Raw genomic sequence first — 20,736 nt, 5'->3', positions numbered from 1 at the left:
ATTTAAATAAAAAATAACCGATTTACGTTACCCAATCATTGTTACCTACCCACACAATGCCCGTAAAAAATCGGACCAAAAACGGTAACACTTATCTGTCACCGAAGTTCCTCAAAATAAAAAATAATCATAAGCACATGAAATAAATAAACATTTAAACAAGTGGCACGACGAGTGCAGTATTACTGGGTAAGAAAAATAAACTGGGCCAAGCGGTGGGTCACTAACAAAAACAACATGACACCACCCCAACCTGAGCCATAACAAAAACAACAAGGCCAGGAGAGATAACAGCACTAATAATAACAACAGGCTTCAATCTCATGACTTGCTGGCGCTAAGCACAATAAGCGCAGCTAATAAAAACAACAGGTAGCAAGTGCCCAAAATGGACGCGACGTACACCAAATGATCTGCGCCCCAACAAGAATAATAGCAGTGAGTGTGTACACCCCGGAACCAACAATAATACGTCGGGGAAGAAAAGTTCGCGGTTGGATTATTGTTTTGAATACGAGGCGGTCGGATACTGCCTATCGACTGCGGTGCGTATTCAGGGCGATGTGCCATCATGAAGAAAAACAGCAGCATGGACGCTGATTAAATGCTTTATAGGGGAGGCTCTTTTAGCCTCCCCTTTCCGCGTTTAAAGGGGAAGGCGTTCGCAAACCTGCCCGAGGTGCTTTGCAAGCGTAAAGGGGTCGGCTACACTCATCGGCTTACCGCTTACTTCACGGTCACTTTTTCGATACCCTGCGAGTCGATATCGCCGCATGTTCAAAGGATTTACCCGTTTCTTACATAGCCCGGGAGAGCAATTGAAAACCCTGCTCGATCCCCAAGAGAGTGGAACTGCTCTCAGCCCACGCATTATCCCTCGGTCCGAGCACCCTGTTTCTCGCCAACATATCAGCGACGCTGCACTAAAAGTGCTTTACCGCCTTAGCGGTGCAGGCTTCGACGCCTACCTGGTGGGCGGATGTATTCGCGATGCGCTGCTTGGCAAAATGCCCAAGGACTTTGACGTTGCCACCAACGCCACGCCGGAACAGGTGCGTGACCTGTTTCGCAATTCGCGCTTGATTGGCCGACGCTTTCGTATTGTCCATGTCCGCTTTGGGCGCGAGGTCATCGAAGTCACTACGTTCCGTGGCAAGCCACAAGACGAACACGGCGAGAATATCGCTCACCAGTCGGACGCCGGCTTGCTGCTGCGAGACAATGTATGGGGCAGCATTGAGGAAGATGCCTTACGGCGTGACTTCACCGTTAACGCGCTGTATTACAACATTGCCGACTTCAGCCTTCACGACTTTGCCAACGGTGCGCGTGATATTGAATCGCGCACGCTGCGCCTGATTGGCGACCCAGCCACCCGCTACCGGGAAGACCCGGTGCGTATGCTGCGCGCCGTTCGCTTCGCGGCCAAGCTCGACTTCACTATTGAGCCTGACACCGAAGCGCCGATGTACGACCTTGCGCCGCTGTTGCTGCAAATTCCGCCTGCACGGCTATTTGATGAAGTGCTCAAGATGTTTATGTCAGGCTATGGGTTGGCAACCTTCCGCCTGCTTAGCCATTACGGCCTGTTTGGCATGCTCTTCCCCGAATCGGAAGAGGCCATGGCCGATGCGGCGTGGGCGGAAAAGCTCATTGAATTCGCCTTGGCCAATACCGATAAGCGCATTGCCGAAGGTCGCCCGGTGACGCCTGCCTTCCTGCTGGCCGCCTTCTTATGGGCCCCGGTTGCCAATCGCCAGGCCGAGCTTGAAAGTGAAGGCATGCCCGCGATACCGGCACTGCAAACGGCATCGCAGGAGGTGGTGTCGCGTCAATTGGAACATACCTCTATCCCTAAACGCTTTGGCATGCCCATGCGCGATATTTGGGAGCTACAGGCACGTCTGCCGTTACGACGCGGCAAGCGTGCGTTCCAAACCCGCGAGCACCCACGTTTTCGTGCCGCTTACGACTTACTACTGCTGCGTGAGCAGGCGGGCGAAATCCCACGCGGCTTGGGCGACTGGTGGACGGCCTTCCAGCAGGGCGATGAGCATGAGCAGCTTCGCTTGCTACAAAAAATTGGGGGCGACCCGGCAAGCCAAGGCGACCGCCGCCGCAAACGGCGCCGTAAACCCACGCGCAAATCGGAAAAGTGAGCAACACATGAGCCCGACTTCGCTTACGTATATCGGCTTGGGTAGTAATCTTGATGATCCTATCAGGCAGGTGCGCCAGGCGATTTCGGCACTTGCCCTGCTGCCCTTGAGCCAGTTGACGGCCACCTCCTCACTTTACGCGAGCCGCCCGGTTGGCCCTCAGGACCAACCGGATTTTGTCAACGCAGTAGTCGCCCTGACAACGCGCCTTTCACCACTGGCGCTGCTTGACCAACTACAGGCGCTGGAACAACAGCACCGGCGCCAGCGGCTACGCCACTGGGGCCCACGCACACTGGATCTGGATTTACTGCTTTTTGACCAGCAGACAATTGCCTACCCGCGTTTAAACGCTCCCCATCCGCGTATGCACGAGCGCGCCTTTGTGCTCGCTCCCCTGGCGGAACTGGATGCAACGCTGACGCTTCGCCAGCAGCCGGTAAGCGAATGGCTAAATCAAATCCCCGAACCAGGCATTCAGCGTTTAGTCGAAGATGGTCCTGCCTAAGCAGTTATCTTGCTACCCTAGCCTCGACACACAACACTGGACCGGGTAACAATCGTTTTCCAGCCCACACACTAACGTTCTGGTTTGTCTTTACAGGGCCCATTTTTTAAGAACATCGCAACAGCGTGATATTAACAACGGCTGGCTGCCCATGCCGCAGCGGCCACGACGAGTGAGAGCATGCCATGAAACCCGTGACTCTAAGCACGCTACAGGCCTACAAGCGCGCTGGCGAAACGTTTAGTTGCTTAACCGCTTACGATGCCTCCTTTGCCCAAGCGGCGAGCCACGCCGGTATCGACGTGCTTTTGGTGGGTGACTCGCTCGGCATGGTGCTCCAGGGGCATACCAGCACGCTCCCCGTGACAGTCGACGATATTTGCTACCACACCCGCTGTGCCGCACGCGGCAAAGGCCATAGTCTGTTGATGGTTGACCTGCCGTTTATGAGTAACGCCTCTACGCAGCGCATGTTGGAAGACGGCGCAGCCCTCATGCGTGCCGGTGCGGAACTGGTCAAGGTAGAAGGCGAAGCCTGGATGGCCGAGGGGATCCGTGAGCTAACACGCCGCGGCGTGCCCGTATGCGCCCACTTGGGCTTAACGCCACAGGCGGTTTATCAGCTAGGTGGCTACAAGGTACAAGGACGAGACACCGCCCAGGCAGAGCGTATCCTGCAAGATGCCAAAGTGCTGGTTGAGGCGGGCGCTTCGGTTATATTACTGGAGTGCGTACCGGCAAGCCTGGGCAAGGCCATTACCGACGCGCTTGATGTACCGGTCATCGGAATTGGTGCAGGCCCCGATACCGATGGTCAGATTCTAGTCATGCATGATGTACTCGGCGTCACCCATGGCCGCCCGCCGCGGTTTGTGAAAAACTTCATGGCAGATGCTGGCAATATTCAGGGCGCCTTTCAGGACTTCCACGAGGCGGTCAAAACGCGTGCCTTCCCAGCTCCCGAGCACTGCTTCTAACCTGCCCGTTTGCGACGTAACCTTACGACACATGACTATGCGTACATTGCGAGAGATCAACGACCTGCGCAGCCTCCTGCGCGACTACCGAACGCGCGGCCAGCGAATCGCGCTCGTGCCGACCATGGGCAATCTTCATGCCGGGCATTTAGCGCTGGTTGCCAAGGCGCACGAGCACGCAGATGTTGTCGTTGCCAGCCTGTTTGTAAACCCCATGCAGTTTGGGCCTAACGAAGACCTGGACGGCTACCCGCGCACCTTCGCCGATGACCAGGCAAAGCTTAGGGCAGCCGGATGCGACGTGCTCTTTTCACCCTCGGTAAGCACGCTTTATCCCAATGGGCTAACCTCGCAAACGTGCGTTCACGTGCCTGACGTGGGTGAGGGCCTGTGCGGTGGCTCACGGCCCGGGCACTTTGACGGCGTGTCTACCGTTGTCACGCTGCTGTTTAACCTGGTACAGCCCGACGTTGCCTGCTTTGGTGAGAAGGACTACCAGCAGCTTGCCGTTATTCGCAAGTGTGTGCAGGACCTGCATATGCCGATTGACATTATTGGCGTGCCGATTGTGCGCGACGACGATGGGCTGGCGCTTTCATCGCGTAACGGCTACTTGAGCGATGCCGAACGCGCGATAGCCCCTACGCTTTACCGCACGCTGTGTGAATTGCGCGACGCGTTAGAGCAGGGGGAGCCGCTTGAAACCATGCTGGCGAACGGGTTGATTGAGCTTACCGAGGCAGGCTTTACGCCCGATTATCTTGAGCTTCGTACGCCCGAGTTAACGCCTGTCAGCACCACCACTCGTGACGCGGTATTACTGGCCGCTGCTCGGCTAGGTCCCGCTCGCTTGATTGATAATCTCAGCGTGCAACTGCCCGCTTGATCCATTACGTTTTATCGCCAAGCCGCAGGCTTCGCAACCAGGAGTTGTTATGCAAACAATTATGCTCAAAGCCAAGCTCCATATGGCACGCGTTACCCATGCAGTGCTTAACTACGAAGGGTCTTGCGCCATTGATGGCGACCTGCTGGATATGGCCGGTATTCGTGAAAACGAACAAATCCAGATCTATAACGTTGAAAACGGTGAGCGTTTTACCACCTACGCGATCCGTGGCGAAGAAGGCTCTCGTTTGATCTCGATTAACGGCGCGGCGGCGCATTTAGCCGCCCCCGGTCACCGGATTATTATTTGTAGCTACGCCCACTATTCGGAAGCCGAGCTTGAACAGCACCAGCCAGCTCTGGTCTACCTGCAGGAAGGTAACGAGGTTAGCCATACCAGCAACGCTATCCCGGTGCAGCTGGCGTAGGCTACGCATTCTAGTCATCTACCGAGCGGACCTTCAGGGTCCGTTTTTATTTGCCTTTAAAAAAGCGCATTGCCGCAACGCACAACTTTCCCCTATGCTGAGTAGCAAGCCTGACATAAAAAACAGATAGCGTAGGTTATGCTCAGTACATCAGGCAGTAAGAACAGATAGTAAGAACAGACAGTAAAACAGGTCCGTAAAAACAGGTCCGTACAAACAAAATAGCAAAACAGGCGGTCTACCTTACTCACGTTAGGAGTCATCTCATGCAAGAAGTGGTCATTGTTGCGGCTCGCCGCACCGCGGTCGGTTCCTTTGGCGGTTCACTGGCAGGCATTCCTGCAAGCGAGCTTGGCGCGTTAGTGATTAAGGATATCCTTGAATCAACCGGCGTTTCCCCCGACCAGGTGGACGAAGTACTCCTCGGTCAAGTACTGACGGCGGGCGTAGGGCAAAACCCTGCTCGTCAGGCGGCAATTAAAGCGGGCCTGCCGGCTTCCGTACCGGCCATGACAATCAACAAGGTATGTGGCTCAGGCCTAAAAGCCGTGCATCTTGCAACACAAGCGATTCGCTGTGGCGACGCTGAGCTGATTCTGGCTGGTGGGCAGGAAAACATGTCGGCGTCCCCCCATGTATTGCCCCATTCGCGCACTGGTCAGCGCATGGGCGATTGGAAAGCCATTGATACCATGGTGCATGACGGCCTTTGGGATGCCTTCAATGACTACCATATGGGCATCACCGCCGAAAACCTGGCTGAAAAATACGGTATCACCCGCGAGGAAATGGACGCGTTTGCCGCTCAGTCGCAACAGAACGCTGCCAAGGCCATTAAAGAGGGCAAATTTAAAAGCCAGATCGTGCCGGTGCAGATCCCCCAGCGCAAAGGCGATCCCGTTGTGTTTGATACCGACGAGAACCCGCGCGAAATTACCGCTGAAAAGCTGGCGGGCATGCGCCCAGCGTTCAAAAAGGATGGCACCGTTACCGCAGGTAACGCCTCCTCATTGAACGATGGCGCGGCCGTTGTGATGATCTGCTCGGCAGAAAAAGCCAAGGCGTTAGGTCTTGAGCCGCTGGCACGTATTGCCGCTTATGCCAATGCGGGCGTAGACCCTGCCATTATGGGTATTGGCCCCGCGCCTGCTACCCGTCGCTGCCTGGAAAAAGCCGGCTGGAGCCTGGAGGACCTGGACCTTGCGGAAGCCAACGAGGCTTTTGCGGCACAGGCCCTTTCTGTTCAGAAAGAGCTGGGCTGGGATATATCCAAGGTCAACGTCAACGGTGGCGCGATTGCCCTGGGCCACCCGATTGGCGCTTCTGGCTGTCGCGTACTGGTATCGCTCCTTCATGAGATGATTGCCCGGGATGCCAAGAAAGGCCTGGCGACGCTGTGTATCGGCGGCGGCCAAGGGGTGGCACTGGCGATTGAGCGCCCCTGATCTCGGCGATTAACGCTTAAAATGTAAATGCCCCTGTCACTGACAGGGGCATTTTTATGCCTCAAGGCTTCGCACCTGACACCTAACACTCATGGGGCACTTAGCGGTGCTTTTCACCCACAATGGTGGCGGGTGTTCGCCATACCAACAGCGCGCCCAGCAAGAATAGGCCCGATGCGGCCCACATGGTAATAGGCAGGCTAGTAGCATCAACAACCCGGCCACCGACCATCGCGCCCAGCCCAATGGAGAGGTTGAACACAAAGGCCATCAGGGCGGTCGCAGCTTCGGTATTGGGTGCGGTGCGTAAAATCCACGTCTGTATGCTCACCGACACGCTGCCAAACGCGGCCCCCCACACCATGAGTAGCAGCACGCCGCTGACAGGCTCGACCCCGAGCAGCGGGAAAGACGCCACCACCAATAGCAGCAAGCTTGGGATCGCCAGCACCGCCCGATAAGGATGGCGCCCAGCGAACATGCCTGCGGCGATATTGCCCAGTATTCCTGCCGCCCCATACAGTAGCAGCAAGCTGCCCACATGGCGCTGAGCTACACCGCTTATCTCCTGAAGGATAGGGCTAATGAAAGTGTACGCTGCAAAGTGTCCGACAACTACAAAGCCCGTGACCAGAACCGCGACCCGAACGCCACGGCTAGTGAACTGCTGGGCCAGCACTTTGAGACGGACTGGCTCCCTGGGTGGAAGTGGCGGCAGCCAGCACCACAGTGCCAGTGCGGTTAACAGGCTAAAACCGCCCAAAGCCCCAAACGCGATTCGCCAGTTGCTTAGATCACCCAGTAAGGTACCCAGTGGCACGCCAAGCACCGATGCAGCGGCTACGCCGCCAAAAATAATCGTCATGGCCTTGGGCACTTTATCGCTGGGCACCAAGCGCGGAGCAATACTCCCGGCCACGGCCCAATAACCGCCGATACTGACACCCACCAGCACGCGGGCGGCCAGCAGTAGGATAAAGCTACTGGCCAGCGCTGAAAGCACGCTACCAATCACCATGACGACCATGAGTAGCGTGAGCATAATGCGCCGATCCAACCGGCCTACCGCCACGGGCAGTAGCGGCGCCGAAAAAGCGGCGACCACGCCCGGTACCGTTACCATCAAGCCAGCGACACCGGGCGTTACATCCATGGATGAAGCCACCTGAGACAACAACCCGATAGGCAGCTGTTCAGCGGTTACCAATAGAAAAATGCCGATCATCACGGCGACCACCGCCCACCAACGCGGTGCCTGTTCCTTCTCCATGCCTACTTCCTTCTAACTAAAACGTCCACCCAACCAAACGCTCTTTTAATCACACTTTCTTTCAACCAAACGACTCCGCCCCCGCAACCAGGGGCTACGGGGGCGGAAGAGACAACCTTACGGCGACTTAGCCCGCGGTGTTCTCACTTTCAGCGGCAAACGCTGCTTTCTCTTCTTCGGTGATCTCTTTCATCGAGAGCTTCACGCGGTTGCGGTTATCGATGTCGAGCACCTTCACAATCACGTCGTCGCCTTCGTTCAGGAAATCGCGCACGTTGTTAACGCGCTCAGCCACGATTTGCGAAATATGCACAAGACCATCAGTACCCGGCATGATGTTCACAAAGGCACCGAAGTCAGCAATACGTACGACCTTGCCGTTATACAGCTTGCCAATTTCCGCTTCTGCCGTAATCGCCAATACGGTATCGATGGCTTTTTTCGCCGCAGCCTTGTCTTCAGCGTAGATGCGCACGGTACCGTCGTCATCAAGGTCGATAGACGCGCCGGTATCATCGCAAATCTTCCGAATGGTGGCGCCGCCTTTACCAATAACGTCACGGATCTTGTCCGGGTCGATCTTGATGGTGGCCATGGAAGGCGCATTATCGGAGACGTCGGTACGGCTCTGGCTGATGACTACATTCATCTGCTCAAGAATACCCAGGCGCGCTTTGTGGGCTTGCTGAAGCGCAGTCTCCATGATCTCTTCGTTGATGCCTTCAATCTTGATGTCCATCTGCAGGGCAGTAACACCCTCTTCTGAACCGGCCACTTTAAAGTCCATATCGCCAAGGTGATCTTCATCACCCAGGATATCGGTCAGTACCGCGTAGCCATCTTCGTCTTTCACCAGCCCCATGGCGATACCCGCCACCGGTGCTTTCAGCGGTACACCCGCATCCATCAGCGCAAGTGAAGAGCCACATACTGACGCCATCGAGCTTGAGCCGTTGGATTCAGTAATTTCCGATACCACACGAATAGTGTAGGGGAAGGCTTCTTCAGACGGCAGCATGGCCTGAACACCACGGCGTGCCAAACGGCCATGGCCGATTTCACGACGTTTCGGGCCACCCATAAAGCCCGCTTCACCGACCGAGTAGGGAGGGAAGTTGTAGTGCAGCATAAAGCGGTCTTTACGCTCGCCTTCCAGCGACTCGATCAGCTGAGAGTCACGCAGGGTGCCCAGCGTTGCCACTGCAATCGCTTGGGTCTCACCACGAGTGAACACCGCCGAACCGTGAGTCTTGGGCAGCGCGCCCACTTCGATCGCTAGCGGGCGCACGGTGAAGTTGTCACGGCCATCAATGCGTGGCTCACCTTTTACAACGCGTGAACGTACAACGCGTTTCTCAAGACCAGCAAAGGCACCTTTTACTTCGTCTTTGCTGAACTTGTCGTTAACCGGTTCACCGTCAATGGCTGCCAGCTGTTCAACCGCCTGATCTTTCAGGGCTGCCAGGGCATCCTGGCGCTGCATCTTATCGGTGATGCGATAGGCATCGCCCACCTGCGCTTCAAACGCATCCGCAATGGCGGTTTTCAGCGCTACGTTCTCAGGGGCTGGCTGCCAGTCCCAACGCGGTTTGCCGGCCTCGGCAACCAGCTCGTTAATCGCGCTAACCGCGACCTGCATTTCCTGGTGGCCAAACAGTACGGCGCCCAGCATCTCGTCTTCCAGAAGCTCTTTGGCTTCGGACTCGACCATCAGCACGGCGTTTTCAGTACCGGCAACGACCATGTCCAGCTCGGAAGTCGCAAGCTCTTCAACGGTCGGGTTAAGGAAATACCCCTGCTCTTCGTTGAAACCAACGCGCGCAGCACCGATCGGGCCGTTGAACGGCACGCCAGAAATGCTCAGTGCAGCGGAGGTACCCAGCATCGCGGCAATATCCGGGTCGTGATTACGATCGGTGGAAAGAACGGTACAGATAACCTGCACTTCGTTCATAAAGCCTTTGGGGAAAAGCGGACGGATCGGACGATCGATCAGACGCGAGGTTAAAGTTTCTTTCTCGGTCGGACGTCCTTCGCGCTTAAAGAAGCCGCCGGGAATTTTACCTACTGCGTAGGTTTTTTCCTGGTAATGAACCGAGAGCGGGAAAAAGGGTTGGCTGGGGTTGGCTTCTTTGCGCGCCACCACGGTACACAGCACAACGGTATCTTCCATGGTGACCATAACGGCCCCCGTGGCTTGACGAGCGATACGCCCGGTTTCTAGCGTGACGGTGCTACGACCGTACTGAAACGTTTTTTTTACCGGATTCACGGCGACTTCCTTTAACATTAATATCTACTTGTCTATTCGTTTGGGTCGTTTTGACTCGCCACCATTCTAGGCGCTGTAGCGCCATACGGCTACCAGAAACCCAAAATCACCGGGGCAAAGCTACGGCCTGTGGGCGACATACATAAAAAAACGGGCAGCTCACAAGGAGCTGCCCGTTTCTCAATCTTCGCCAACAATAGCTTAGCGGCGCAGACCTAAACGCTGGATCAGAGACTGATAGCGTTCGAAATCTTTACGCTTCAGGTAGTCCAGCAGTTTACGACGCTGGTTTACCATGCGGATCAGACCACGACGCGAGTGGTGATCCTGCTTGTTGGTTTTGAAGTGGTCCTGCAGGCCATTGATGTTGGCGCTCAGCAGTGCAACCTGCACTTCAGGGGAACCGGTATCGTTATCGCCGCGGCCGTATTCGTTGACGATTTCGGCTTTCGTTTCAGCGGTTAATGCCATCTGTCTCTCCAGTAAGCAATATGCCTAAAATTTAATGGGTGAGACCACGCATATTTGCAGTCTCAGGCGACTCTTTTCGACGTACTGTTTCCAGCACTATTTCAAGTACCGTTTCCAGTACTATTTCAAGTGCTATTTTCGCGTAAATCGTCACATCCTTGCAACGTTTCACCCGGACTCTTACGAGATAGCGACGGTACTTAACAGCCGCTTGGGTGCTACTTCCTGAGCACCTTTTACAACACCGAGGCCGATAAACGTCTCAGCATAATAAAGCCTTGCCAACGCATCGGGAGCCAGCGTACCAATACTCAAGTTGGCCGATTGACCGTGGGCTAAGCGCCCGTAAGCCGTTTCGTCCACCTCAAGCGTCGGCAGATGATCCACCAGCACATCAGCGGGCATTAATTCAGCCTCACGCGAGGTCTGATCCGCCAATGCTTCAAGCGCTTCGAGGGTCCACATCGCGTCACCCGTAAAAGGCCCGGTTTTGAGCCTGCGGAGCTGACTGATGTGAGCACCACACCCCAGCGCCAAACCGGTATCTTCGGCCAGCGTACGGATGTAAGTCCCCTTGCTGCAGGTGACTTCAAGCTCGAAGGCTTCGCCGTCAAATGCAAGCAGGCGCGCATCATACACGCTTACCCGCCGCGCTGCACGCTCTACCTGCTTACCCTCACGGGCCAGCTCATAGAGTTTCTTACCCTGATGCTTGAGCGCCGAATACATCGGCGGCACCTGATCGATCTCACCGCGAAAGCGCGCAATCGCGGCTTCAACGTCATCCGCTGTTAACGACGGCACATCGCGGCGCTCAATCACCGTGCCTTCTGCATCACCGGTGTCGGTGATCACACCCAGCTCAACGCGGGTGCGATACATTTTGTCGGCTTCCAGCAGGTGCGCGGAGAACTTGGTGGCCTCGCCCAGGCAAATCGGCAGTAAGCCGGTTGCCATAGGGTCCAGCGTGCCGGTATGTCCGGCTTTTTGGGCCTCGAACAAACGACGTACACGCTGTAGGGCATGGTTGCTGGAAACGCCCTTGGGCTTATCCAGCAGTAATACCCCATTGACCGGTAAACCGCGACGGCGACGAGCCATTAGCGCGTCTCCTCACCTTGATCAGAATCACCCTCTTCATCCACTTGACGAGCCCGGTCAGTCGACACGGCCTCTTCAATCAGGGAAGAGAGGTGCTGCCCACGCACCACGCTCTCATCGTAATGAAAGCGCAGTTCAGGGACATGGCGCAACTGAATGCGTTTGGCAATCTGGCTCCTTAGAAAACCGGCGGCACGCTTAAGCACCTGCAGGTTCTCTTTGATACGCTCAGGCTCCTGCTCACCCAACAGGGTGACATGGATATCGGCGTAGCCAAGATCACGGCTAACGGTTACGCCGCTCACCGTGATCATGCCCAAACGCGGGTCTTTCACTTCGCGTTGAATAAGTACCGCCAGCTCCTTTTGGAGCTGGTCGGCTACTCGGTCGGTACGCTTAAATTCGCGCATGGTTGTCTCCTCGCGGCCTTACAGGCTGCGCTCGACTCTGACTTGATCGAAGACTTCGATCTTGTCGCCGACCTGGACATCGTTGTAGTTCTTCACGCCGATGCCACACTCCATACCGTTACGCACTTCTTGTACGTCGTCCTTGAAGCGGCGCAGCGATTCGAGCTCGCCTTCGTAGATGACCACGTTGTCACGCAGTACGCGGATGCGTTTGCTGCGGGACACGGAACCTTCGACGACCATACAACCCGCCACTGCACCGATCTTCGGCGCACGGAACACATCGCGCACTTCGGCAACACCGACGATTTCTTCTTTCCAGTCGGGGGCGAGCATACCGCTCATCGCCTGCTTGACCTCATCGATCAAGTGGTAGATGACGCTGTAGTAACGCAGATCCAAGCCTTCACGCTCGATAATCTCGCGGGCAGCGGCGTCGGCACGGACGTTGAAGCCGACCACGATTGCCTCAGAGGCAAGCGCCAGGTTGGCGTCAGTACCGGTGATACCACCAACACCTGAAGAGACCACAGCCACTTGTACTTCATTAGTGGAGAGTTCTTCCAGGGCACCTTTAATCGCCTCCAGAGAGCCTTGTACGTCAGCTTTAAGAACGATATTAACCTTGGCCACTTCATCCTGACCCATCTGGCTAAACATGTTCTCAAGCTTGGCTTTCTGCTGACGCGCCAGACGTACTTCGCGGTACTTGCCTTGACGGAAGTTAGCCACTTCGCGGGCTTTCTTCTCATCGGCCACGACCATGAAGTCATCACCCGCATCCGGCGTACCGTCCAGGCCCTGAATCTCAACGGGCATGGCCGGGCCAACGCTCTCAACCTGCAGGCCAAGCTCGTTGGTCAGCGCACGTACACGGCCGTAGTGCAGGCCAGCCAGAACGATATCGCCTTTCTGCAGCGTACCGTTTTGAACCAGTACGGTGGCAACCGGGCCACGACCTCGGTCAAGACGTGACTCAACGACAACGCCTTTAGCAGGTGCCGACGGCACTGCTTTCAGCTCAAGTACTTCAGAAACCAGCTGAATCGCTTCCAGCAGCTCTTCAATACCGTCACCGGTCTTGGCGGAAACGTGTACAAACTGCGTATCACCGCCCCACTCTTCGGAAATCACGCCGTGCTGCGAGAGTTCGTTACGAATGCGGTCAAAATCAACACCAATCTTATCGACCTTGTTCACCGCAACGACCATGGGTACTTCAGCCGCTTTGGAGTGCTCGATCGCCTCAATGGTCTGGGGCATCACGCCGTCGTCAGCAGCGACCACCAGGATAACCACGTCGGTTGCCTTGGCACCACGAGCACGCATGGCGGTAAACGCCGCGTGGCCAGGGGTATCCAGGAAGGTCACGCCACCATGGCTGTCTTCAACGTGGTAAGCACCGATATGCTGGGTGATACCACCCGCTTCACCGGTGGCCACTTTGGCACGGCGAATGTAGTCCAGCAGTGAGGTCTTACCGTGGTCAACGTGGCCCATAACGGTCACGACGGGAGAGCGGGTGATCTCTTCGCCTTCATAGGAGATGCCTTCAAGCATTTCCGTTTCCAGCGCATCATCCTTCACCAGCTTGACCTTGTGGCCCATCTCTTCCACTACGATGGCCGCTGTATCCTGGTCAATCGTTTGGTTGATGGTCACGGCCGCGCCCATGTTAAACATGGCCTTGATGACTTCGTTGGCCTTGATCGACATTTTGTCGGCAAGCTCAGCCACGCTGATTGACTCAGGGATCGATACTTCACGTACGATCGGCTGAGTCGGCTTTTGGAAGCCGTGCTTGCCATTGCCGCTCTGACTTGGGCCACGGCGGCCGCCACGACGCTCGGCACGTTTTACTTTCTTCGCCCCGCCGCCGCGCTTACGCTCTTCGCGATCACCACGGTCATCTTCGTCATCACGACCTTTTTTCTTCGCGACAGCTTTCTTGGGCGGTGCAGTACGACGGTCGGTACGGCCCTCTTTCGGCGGTGCTGGCGGCATTTCCTCTGTCGCTGGCGCAGCTTCGATCTGAAGTTCGGGCACTTCAAGTTTAGGCTCAGCCGCTGCTTTCGCTTCGGCTTCTTTACGCGCGGCGTCTTCCGCTGCCTTGGCTTTAGCGGCGGCTGCTTTCTCGGCAGCTTCACGTGCTTCGCGCGCTTTACGCTCGGCTTCGGCTTCGGCCATATCGCCCACTAGCTGGCGTGGACCTGAATGCTTAGGCTCAGCGACTTTCGGCTTATCCTCTTCGGCGCTTTTAACGTACGTTTTTTTCTTACGTACTTGCACTTCAATCGTTTTACCACGTTCGCCGGTTTTAATACGGCTGCGCGTTTTACGGGTCAGCGTGATACGGTTTTTGCTTGTATCAGTGTCGCTGTCGCCGCCATGGCTTTTCTTCAGAAAGGTCAGCAGTTTCTGCTTGTCTTCTTCAGACACGGCATCGCCTTCAGAGGCGTGCTTCAAGCCAGCTTCTTTCATCTGTTCTAGTAGGCGGGGCACATCACGGCCCACCTTTACTGCAAAATCTTTAACTGTCATATCTGACATAGTGACCCTCCTCAGCCCGTGACCTGTTTACTGTGTGTTCGAATCCGATGCGTTATCGTCTTCAAACCAGGGCGCACGGGCAGTCATGATCAGTGCCGCTGCGCGCGCTTCGTCCAACTCCTCGATATCGACCAGATCGTCGACAGACTGCTCGGCGAGATCTTCCATAGTGACAATGCCACGGCTAGCCAGAATGAAGGCCAGATGGCGCTCCATGCCGTCCATTTCCAGCAGATCAGTTGCTGGCTGGGCACCGTCTAGCGCTTCTTCCGAGGCAATCGCCATCGTCAGCAGCTCGTCTTTCGCACGTGCACGCAGCTCTTCAACCAGATCTTCATCGAACTCTTCGATCTCGAGCATTTCTTCAAGCGGCACGTAGGCAACTTCTTCCAGGGTAGTAAACCCTTCTTCTACCAGCAGGCGGGCCACGTCTTCGTCCACTTCAAGGTGCTGAACGAACGTGTCCACCAGGCTATCAATCTCCTGCTCGCGCTTGGAATCAGCTTCTTCTTCGGTCATCACGTTGATACGCCAGCCGGTAAGCTCTGACGCCAAGCGTACGTTTTGACCACTACGCCCAATTGCCTGTGCCAGGTTATCCTGAGCAACCGCCACGTCCATTGCGTGGGCATCCTCGTCGACAAGGATAGACCCAACATCAGCGGGCGCCATGGCATTAATGACCAGCTGGGCGGGATTGTCGTCCCACAGCACGATATCGACACGCTCATTTTGCAGCTCAGACGAAACAGCCTGAACGCGTGAACCACGCATCCCCACACACGCCCCTACCGGGTCGATGCGGCGATCATTGGTCTTAACGGCAATTTTGGCACGTGAGCCAGGGTCGCGCGCAGCCCCTTTAATCTCAATCAGCTGTTCAGCGATTTCAGGTACTTCAATTTTAAACAGCTCGATAATCAACGCCGGGTTGGTACGCGACAGCTGCAGCTGGGCACCCCGTGCATCCGGGTCAACTTTAACCAGCAGTGCGCGAACCCGCTCGTTCATGCGGTAACGCTCGCCGTGGATCATCTCATTGCGCGGCAAGAAGGCTTCAGCATTCTCGCCCAAATCGATAATCAGGCCGTCGCGAGTGGTCTTTTTGACAATACCAGCCACCAGCTCGCCTTCACGGTCCGCATATTGGCGAACCACTTCAGCGCGCTCAGCTTCACGCACTTTTTGTACGATGACCTGCTTGGCGGTTTGGGCGGCAATGCGTCCAAACATCGCGTTTTCGATCTGCTGTTCGACAACGTCGCCAAGCTTCAAAGGCGGGTCGCGCTGCTCGGCGATGGTTTCTTTGATTTCGTAATCTGGCGTTTCGAATTCGTCATCTTCAACCACTGTCCAGTAGCGGAAGGTGTCGTATTCCCCTGTACGGCGGTCGATACGCACCCGCACATTGGCTTCTTCATTTTCAAAACGCTTGCGTGACGCGCTCGCAAGAGCCGCTTCTACCGCCTCGAAGATGACATCCCGGGGGACGCCTTTTTCGTTGGAGATCGCGTCAACGACCATTAAAATTTCTTTACTCATGCGTTTGCCTCGCCAGAAAACCTGTCCTTTTGTGCATCACCCCGGCAGCCTGCCGGCAGCGCCGCCACCCGGTTAATCGTCGAACTGCGGTACGATGTGCGCTGAATCAATGCTTTCAATCGGAAAGCAGAACTCCTCGCCATCCAGTTGTAGCAGTACTTCATCACCCTCGACACCTGCCAAGAGCCCCTGGTATTTGCGCCGTCCATCAAACGCCACGCGCAGCTTAAGTGCGACATGGTGGCCTTGATAGCGGGTAAATTGATCCAGGGTATATAAAGGGCGTGCCATACCGGGCGAAGAGACTTCCAGCCGGTACTCACCGGGAATGGGATCTTCCACGTCCATCACAGCACTGACTTGGCGACTAATATCAGCGCAATTTTCCACACTGACACCGCTTTCGCTTTCGCTTTCGATGTAAACCACCAACCGCGAATGCTTGCCTTGGGAAACATGATCGATGCCCCATAGCTCAAAGCCCATGGCGGCGACGACAGGTTCAATTAGCGCATGTAGCGCTGCGTGTTTAGTGGCCACAGACAAAGCTCCTATAGCCGTTGCATCAGGCACCTGGCCAGGAGTTATTAGAGAAGCCAGGAGGCTGATTGGCGTTACCCGGAATGTGTCTCCGGCAACTCGGACGATATCCGCTCTTGAGACACGCTTGTTAACAAAAAGCTTGCTAACAAAAAGCCCCTTCACAGGAAGGGGCTTTTCATAAGAAACCTGTAATACCAACCAGGAAACACAGCGCAGGATTTACCTACTTGGCAATTAACCCTTATCGACATCTCATTACCATGATCTGTCAGGCTAGTCGCCTATCTAACGTGCTACCAGGAAATGGTAGCGGGGACCGGATTTGAACCGATGACCTTCGGGTTATGAGCCCGACGAGCTACCAGACTGCTCCACCCCGCATCAATCTAGGTCGACGATAATAGACACTTGAACCACTTACGTCAAGAACTCTTTTCGTCTCAGGCGCTAAACCTGGGTTTCTTTATCAAAAGATGACATTGATAAAGAGTCTGGGAAGCTGGCGAGCCAGCAAAACAGATGGTGCCGAAGGCGGGACTTGAACCCGCACGACCATACGGTCACTACCCCCTCAAGATAGCGTGTCTACCAATTCCACCACTTCGGCATCAGGGGAGGCTAAAGAAAGCGACATCAAGCATTTACTCGCTGCTTTCCTCTAGCACTGGCGCGGTATTATCCACACTTACAGGGCTATCGTCAAGCGTTGGAACGCTTTGCTGTTGCTCGATCAGGCGTGAATCAGGAATACCCGCTTCCGGCGACTGGCCTGCTTGCGTTGCAAAGTACGCCAGCGCCATAGAGGTTACGAAAAAACCTGCTGCCAGAACCGCGGTTGTACGCGATAAAAAGCTACCGCTACCGCGCGAGCCAAATACCGTTTGTGAGGCACCGCCTCCAAACGCGGCACCCGCTTCGGCACCTTTACCCTGCTGAAGCAGGATCAATACAACCAGGGCGACCGCAATCACCACGTGGACCATAAGAATTGCAACTTGCATGGCGTTATCCTGCTGACTGACAAATGGCGTAAAAATCATCGGTTTTGAGCGAAGCACCGCCCACTAAACCGCCGTCGATATCCGGCTGGGCAAGTAGCTCAGCCGCATTTTTTGCGTTCATACTGCCGCCGTAGAGCAACCGCATCTGCTCAGCGAGCGCTGCACTAAACTCTGCGAGGTAGGCGCGGATTCCGGCCATTACGTCCTGCGCCTGCTCGGGCGTTGCTGTCCGCCCGGTACCAATCGCCCATACGGGTTCATAGGCAATCACGACCGCTTGGCGCTGCTCGGGCGCTAAACGCGTCATCGCATAGCCTACCTGGCGCAATACCACATCCATGGTCTTCTCGGCATCGCGTTCGGCAAGTGACTCACCCACACACAGAATGGGTGTCAGGCCATTATCCAGCGCCGCCAATAAGCGATCAAACACCTGCTCATCGCTTTCACGGTACAGCTCGCGACGCTCGGAGTGACCCACCAGCACATACGCCACTTCGAACTCTTTGAGCATACGTCCGCTCACTTCACCCGTGTGCGCACCAGACTCGATAGGATTGAGCGTCTGGGCGCCTAACGCTAGCGATGTATTGCGAAACGCCTGACGCGCCGCGTCCAGATAAGGAAAGGGGGGAATAAGCACAACGTCCAAGGCTGCAGGTAACGAGACATCAGCAAACGCGCTGCCAAAATCATTTATCAGTGCAGCGGACCCGTTCATTTTCCAATTACCGGCAATTAATGGCGTACGCATGAACTCTCCTCACTCAAGGTGGAGCGAAATGGTATAGGAGCGGCCTTGACAAGACAACCGCTGACAAGCACAGCTGCCTTATTTGAGCAAGGCTTGAACACGATCAGCCAGCCCCTGAGTCAACTGATCAACATTCAAGTGACCGCAGCCTTCTACCATCACGCGAATCAATGGCTCGGTGCCGGAGGGCCGCAACAGCACCCGCCCTTGATCACCCAGCTGTTTTTCAACGTCAGCAACAGCGTCCTGCAGGGCGCTTAATGCCATGACATCATGCGCCAAGGTCCCAGCGGGCAAGCGCACATTCACCAAGGCCTGCGGGACTTTCTCAAACCCTTTCAGCAATTCCGGCAGCGATGCTTGCTCACGGATCATCAATGCCAACACCTGTAGAGCAGCGACAATGCCATCACCAGTGGTTTGCACATGCCCGCATACAATATGCCCCGACGCTTCACCGCCCAGCTCCCACTCGTTAGCCGCCATCATCTCCATGACAAAGCGGTCGCCCACCTTGGCCCGTTTAAAGGGGATACCCAGCTTTTCAAGCGCGACAGCAAGGCCAAAGTTACTCATTAAGGTGCCGACCACGCCGCCTGCTAACAGGCCTCTCTCATGACGGTCACGAGCAATCAAATAGAGAATATCATCGCCATCAATTTCGCGGCCATCACTATCCACCATCAACACGCGGTCCCCATCACCATCAAATGCGATGCCTAAATCGGCCCCCCGGTGGATGACCGCAGCACGTAGCGCCGCAGGATGTGTAGAGCCTACTTGATGGTTAATATTCAAGCCGTCAGGTGACGCGCCGATAACGCTGACCTCTGCGCCTAGCTCGCGAAACACGTTTGGCGCAATGTGATAGGTCGCACCGTGGGAGCAATCCAGCACAACGTTTAGCCCATGCAGGCTTAAGCGGTCTGGCAGTGTCGATTTGCAAAATTCAATATAGCGGCCAGCGGCATCACCGATCCGAGTTGCCTTGCCCAACTGGGCCGCTTCAGCGGTCGTTAACGGCGCCTCCAGCATGGCTTCGATACGGTCTTCTGTCTCATCGGGGAGCTTTTTGCCCTCTGCCGAGAAAAACTTGATGCCGTTATCATCAAACGGATTATGTGATGCTGAAATCACGATCCCTGCATCGGCACGAAACGTGCGGGTGAGATACGCAATACCTGGTGTCGGCATGGGCCCCAAAAGCGACACATCAACGCCTGCGGCTGAAAGCCCGGCTTCTAACGCCGACTCAAACATGTAACCTGAAATACGCGTGTCTTTACCAATCAACACCCGCGTCCGACCCTTTTCGCGGCGCAACACCTGGCCCGCTGCCCAACCAAGCTTGAGCATAAAATCGGCAGTGATTGGTGCTTGTCCGACCGTGCCCCGAATCCCGTCGGTACCAAAATAGCGTCGTGTCATGAATATTTTTCCTCGTTTAGCGGCATGTCGCACCCCTCCTGGAGTACCGCCCAGGCCATATTAACGGCATCGACCGTCGGCCCCACATCGTGCACACGTAGAATTTTAGCGCCACGCTCAACGGCCATGGCAGACAGCGCAAGACCACCCGCCAAACGCTCTTCAACCGGACGCCCCAGCACTTTGCCAATCATGCTTTTACGCGACATTCCCACCAATAGCGGCAAACCAAGCGCCTGCAGGGCATCCATATATTTTAGCAGGCGCAAATTGTGTTCAACCGTTTTACCAAACCCAAAGCCCGGGTCGAGCAGCAAACGGCTGCGACGAAGGCCAGCAGCCTCGCACTCCGCGACACGCTGCGCTAGATAATCAGCGACAGCCACTTCCACCGGCTGGTCATAAGAAGGTGACTGCTGCATATCCTGCGGCTCACCCTGGCGGTGCATTAAACAGACAGGAAGCCCGCTGCCAATGGCCGCCATTAAGGCATCTTCACGCTCAAGCGCACGCACATCGTTAATCATTCCGGCGCCCAGCGCACTTGATTCGCGCATCACCAGCGAGCAGCTGGTATCGACTGATACCAACGCATCCAGCTCACGAACCAGCGCCTCAACAACCGGCGCGACCCGGTCCAGCTCCTCTTGAGCACTTAGCGGCTCAGCCCCGGGGCGCGTCGACTCGCCGCCCACATCAATAATCGCAGCACCTTCGGCAAGCATACGCTCGGCATGACGCAGCGCGTCATCCAGCGCTACGTGCCGACCACCATCAGAAAAAGAGTCGGGCGTAACATTTAAAATCCCCATAACGCGAGGAAAAGAGAGATCCAGCACATGGCGCCCACAACGCATGTGCACATTCTCATTCATTGCGGGTGATAAAGAGGGGTCAATTATTGATTTCATGCGGCTGCCTATTAAAAAGAAGCACTGCTACTGCCTGAATAACAGCATAACAAAAAGGCGCCCCATATTGGGGCGCCT

Annotated in this window: 19 protein-coding genes and 2 tRNA genes; 6 read left to right on the top strand and 15 right to left on the bottom strand. The window is 55.7% G+C overall.

Translation table 11 applies throughout. The annotated features are described in order from the left end of the window. Positions 1–773: 773 nt before the first annotated feature. The 6 genes from pcnB (at position 774) to ACT3TY_RS13005 (ending at position 6,405) form a co-directional block, all read left to right on the top strand. Entirely contained in the window at positions 774–2,159 is a 1,386-nt protein-coding gene (gene pcnB, locus ACT3TY_RS13030) for a polynucleotide adenylyltransferase PcnB (RefSeq protein WP_172117583.1), read from the top strand. Between the two features lie 7 nt (positions 2,160–2,166). Continuing rightward, positions 2,167–2,667 (top strand): 2-amino-4-hydroxy-6-hydroxymethyldihydropteridine diphosphokinase, encoded by a 501-nt coding sequence (gene folK, locus ACT3TY_RS13025; RefSeq protein ID WP_441679849.1) that lies wholly within the window; start codon positions 2,167–2,169, stop codon positions 2,665–2,667. Positions 2,668–2,852: 185 nt separating this feature from the next. Next, complete coding sequence (gene panB / locus ACT3TY_RS13020) at positions 2,853–3,644, top strand: 3-methyl-2-oxobutanoate hydroxymethyltransferase (protein WP_444628516.1); 792 nt, start codon at positions 2,853–2,855, stop codon at positions 3,642–3,644. Between the two features lie 37 nt (positions 3,645–3,681). After that, positions 3,682–4,530, top strand: coding sequence for a pantoate--beta-alanine ligase (gene panC, locus ACT3TY_RS13015; protein ID WP_441679847.1), 849 nt, complete (start codon positions 3,682–3,684; stop codon positions 4,528–4,530). 49 nt (positions 4,531–4,579) lie between these two features. Beyond that, positions 4,580–4,960, top strand: coding sequence for an aspartate 1-decarboxylase (gene panD / locus ACT3TY_RS13010; RefSeq protein ID WP_087108680.1), 381 nt, complete (start codon positions 4,580–4,582; stop codon positions 4,958–4,960). A 266-nt stretch (positions 4,961–5,226) separates the two neighbouring features. Continuing rightward, complete coding sequence (locus ACT3TY_RS13005) at positions 5,227–6,405, top strand: acetyl-CoA C-acetyltransferase (protein WP_444628515.1); 1,179 nt, start codon at positions 5,227–5,229, stop codon at positions 6,403–6,405. Positions 6,406–6,505: 100 nt separating this feature from the next. Here the strand turns inward: ACT3TY_RS13005 and ACT3TY_RS13000 are convergent, their stop codons facing one another. The 15 genes from ACT3TY_RS13000 to folP form a co-directional block, all read right to left on the bottom strand. Further along, positions 6,506–7,675 carry an MFS transporter gene (locus ACT3TY_RS13000; protein ID WP_172117588.1) on the bottom strand — a complete coding sequence of 390 codons (1,170 nt, stop codon included), beginning with the start codon at positions 7,673–7,675 and terminating at the stop codon, positions 6,506–6,508. 127 nt (positions 7,676–7,802) lie between these two features. Further along, positions 7,803–9,965, bottom strand: a complete 2,163-nt coding sequence (gene pnp / locus ACT3TY_RS12995; RefSeq protein ID WP_441678229.1) for a polyribonucleotide nucleotidyltransferase — start codon at positions 9,963–9,965, stop codon at positions 7,803–7,805. A 183-nt stretch (positions 9,966–10,148) separates the two neighbouring features. Beyond that, complete coding sequence (gene rpsO, locus ACT3TY_RS12990; protein ID WP_018917553.1) at positions 10,149–10,418, bottom strand: 30S ribosomal protein S15; 270 nt, start codon at positions 10,416–10,418, stop codon at positions 10,149–10,151. A 31-nt stretch (positions 10,419–10,449) separates the two neighbouring features. Continuing rightward, positions 10,450–10,590, bottom strand: a complete 141-nt coding sequence (locus ACT3TY_RS12985) for a hypothetical protein (RefSeq protein WP_172117590.1) — start codon at positions 10,588–10,590, stop codon at positions 10,450–10,452. A gap of 8 nt (positions 10,591–10,598) precedes the next feature. Next, positions 10,599–11,519: a tRNA pseudouridine(55) synthase TruB gene (gene truB / locus ACT3TY_RS12980; RefSeq protein WP_444628513.1), complete on the bottom strand. Its 921-nt coding sequence runs from the start codon at positions 11,517–11,519 to the stop codon at positions 10,599–10,601. Continuing rightward, positions 11,519–11,929, bottom strand: a complete 411-nt coding sequence (gene rbfA, locus ACT3TY_RS12975; RefSeq protein ID WP_172117592.1) for a 30S ribosome-binding factor RbfA — start codon at positions 11,927–11,929, stop codon at positions 11,519–11,521. The genes truB and rbfA overlap by 1 nt, the downstream gene beginning before the upstream one ends. 18 nt (positions 11,930–11,947) lie before the next feature. Beyond that, positions 11,948–14,479: a translation initiation factor IF-2 gene (gene infB / locus ACT3TY_RS12970; RefSeq protein ID WP_444628512.1), complete on the bottom strand. Its 2,532-nt coding sequence runs from the start codon at positions 14,477–14,479 to the stop codon at positions 11,948–11,950. A 27-nt stretch (positions 14,480–14,506) separates the two neighbouring features. Next, positions 14,507–16,021: a transcription termination factor NusA gene (nusA, locus tag ACT3TY_RS12965; protein ID WP_172117594.1), complete on the bottom strand. Its 1,515-nt coding sequence runs from the start codon at positions 16,019–16,021 to the stop codon at positions 14,507–14,509. 72 nt (positions 16,022–16,093) lie between these two features. Further along, complete coding sequence (gene rimP, locus ACT3TY_RS12960; protein ID WP_444628510.1) at positions 16,094–16,561, bottom strand: ribosome maturation factor RimP; 468 nt, start codon at positions 16,559–16,561, stop codon at positions 16,094–16,096. Positions 16,562–16,868: 307 nt separating this feature from the next. Further along, positions 16,869–16,945, bottom strand: a tRNA-Met gene (locus ACT3TY_RS12955). Positions 16,946–17,084: 139 nt separating this feature from the next. After that, a tRNA-Leu gene (locus ACT3TY_RS12950) sits at positions 17,085–17,171 on the bottom strand. A gap of 34 nt (positions 17,172–17,205) precedes the next feature. After that, positions 17,206–17,565 carry a preprotein translocase subunit SecG gene (gene secG / locus ACT3TY_RS12945; protein WP_444628509.1) on the bottom strand — a complete coding sequence of 120 codons (360 nt, stop codon included), beginning with the start codon at positions 17,563–17,565 and terminating at the stop codon, positions 17,206–17,208. A gap of 4 nt (positions 17,566–17,569) precedes the next feature. Next, positions 17,570–18,319, bottom strand: a complete 750-nt coding sequence (gene tpiA, locus ACT3TY_RS12940; protein WP_444628508.1) for a triose-phosphate isomerase — start codon at positions 18,317–18,319, stop codon at positions 17,570–17,572. Between the two features lie 78 nt (positions 18,320–18,397). Next, complete coding sequence (glmM, locus tag ACT3TY_RS12935) at positions 18,398–19,747, bottom strand: phosphoglucosamine mutase (RefSeq protein ID WP_172117598.1); 1,350 nt, start codon at positions 19,745–19,747, stop codon at positions 18,398–18,400. Further along, positions 19,744–20,658: a dihydropteroate synthase gene (folP, locus tag ACT3TY_RS12930; protein ID WP_441678223.1), complete on the bottom strand. Its 915-nt coding sequence runs from the start codon at positions 20,656–20,658 to the stop codon at positions 19,744–19,746. Before folP ends, glmM begins: the two co-directional genes overlap by 4 nt. Positions 20,659–20,736: the final 78 nt, after the last annotated feature.

The sequence above is a fragment of the Halomonas sp. AOP22-C1-8 genome (genome assembly GCF_052378905.1).
Classification (GTDB): Bacteria; Pseudomonadota; Gammaproteobacteria; order Pseudomonadales; family Halomonadaceae; genus Vreelandella; species Vreelandella citrativorans.
This window is presented reverse-complemented; position numbering and strand designations above follow the sequence as displayed.

Coding starts and splice junctions, on each gene's coding strand:
- pcnB (WP_172117583.1), top strand. CDS start 774: ATGTTCAAAGGATTTACCCGTTTCTTACATAGCCCGGGAGAGCAATTG.
- folK (WP_441679849.1), top strand. CDS start 2,167: ATGAGCCCGACTTCGCTTACGTATATCGGCTTGGGTAGTAATCTTGAT.
- panB (WP_444628516.1), top strand. CDS start 2,853: ATGAAACCCGTGACTCTAAGCACGCTACAGGCCTACAAGCGCGCTGGC.
- panC (WP_441679847.1), top strand. CDS start 3,682: ATGCGTACATTGCGAGAGATCAACGACCTGCGCAGCCTCCTGCGCGAC.
- panD (WP_087108680.1), top strand. CDS start 4,580: ATGCAAACAATTATGCTCAAAGCCAAGCTCCATATGGCACGCGTTACC.
- ACT3TY_RS13005 (WP_444628515.1), top strand. CDS start 5,227: ATGCAAGAAGTGGTCATTGTTGCGGCTCGCCGCACCGCGGTCGGTTCC.
- ACT3TY_RS13000 (WP_172117588.1), bottom strand. CDS start 7,675: ATGGAGAAGGAACAGGCACCGCGTTGGTGGGCGGTGGTCGCCGTGATG.
- pnp (WP_441678229.1), bottom strand. CDS start 9,965: ATGTTAAAGGAAGTCGCCGTGAATCCGGTAAAAAAAACGTTTCAGTAC.
- rpsO (WP_018917553.1), bottom strand. CDS start 10,418: ATGGCATTAACCGCTGAAACGAAAGCCGAAATCGTCAACGAATACGGC.
- truB (WP_444628513.1), bottom strand. CDS start 11,519: ATGGCTCGTCGCCGTCGCGGTTTACCGGTCAATGGGGTATTACTGCTG.
- rbfA (WP_172117592.1), bottom strand. CDS start 11,929: ATGCGCGAATTTAAGCGTACCGACCGAGTAGCCGACCAGCTCCAAAAG.
- infB (WP_444628512.1), bottom strand. CDS start 14,479: ATGTCAGATATGACAGTTAAAGATTTTGCAGTAAAGGTGGGCCGTGAT.
- nusA (WP_172117594.1), bottom strand. CDS start 16,021: ATGAGTAAAGAAATTTTAATGGTCGTTGACGCGATCTCCAACGAAAAA.
- secG (WP_444628509.1), bottom strand. CDS start 17,565: ATGCAAGTTGCAATTCTTATGGTCCACGTGGTGATTGCGGTCGCCCTG.
- tpiA (WP_444628508.1), bottom strand. CDS start 18,319: ATGCGTACGCCATTAATTGCCGGTAATTGGAAAATGAACGGGTCCGCT.
- glmM (WP_172117598.1), bottom strand. CDS start 19,747: ATGACACGACGCTATTTTGGTACCGACGGGATTCGGGGCACGGTCGGA.
- folP (WP_441678223.1), bottom strand. CDS start 20,658: ATGAAATCAATAATTGACCCCTCTTTATCACCCGCAATGAATGAGAAT.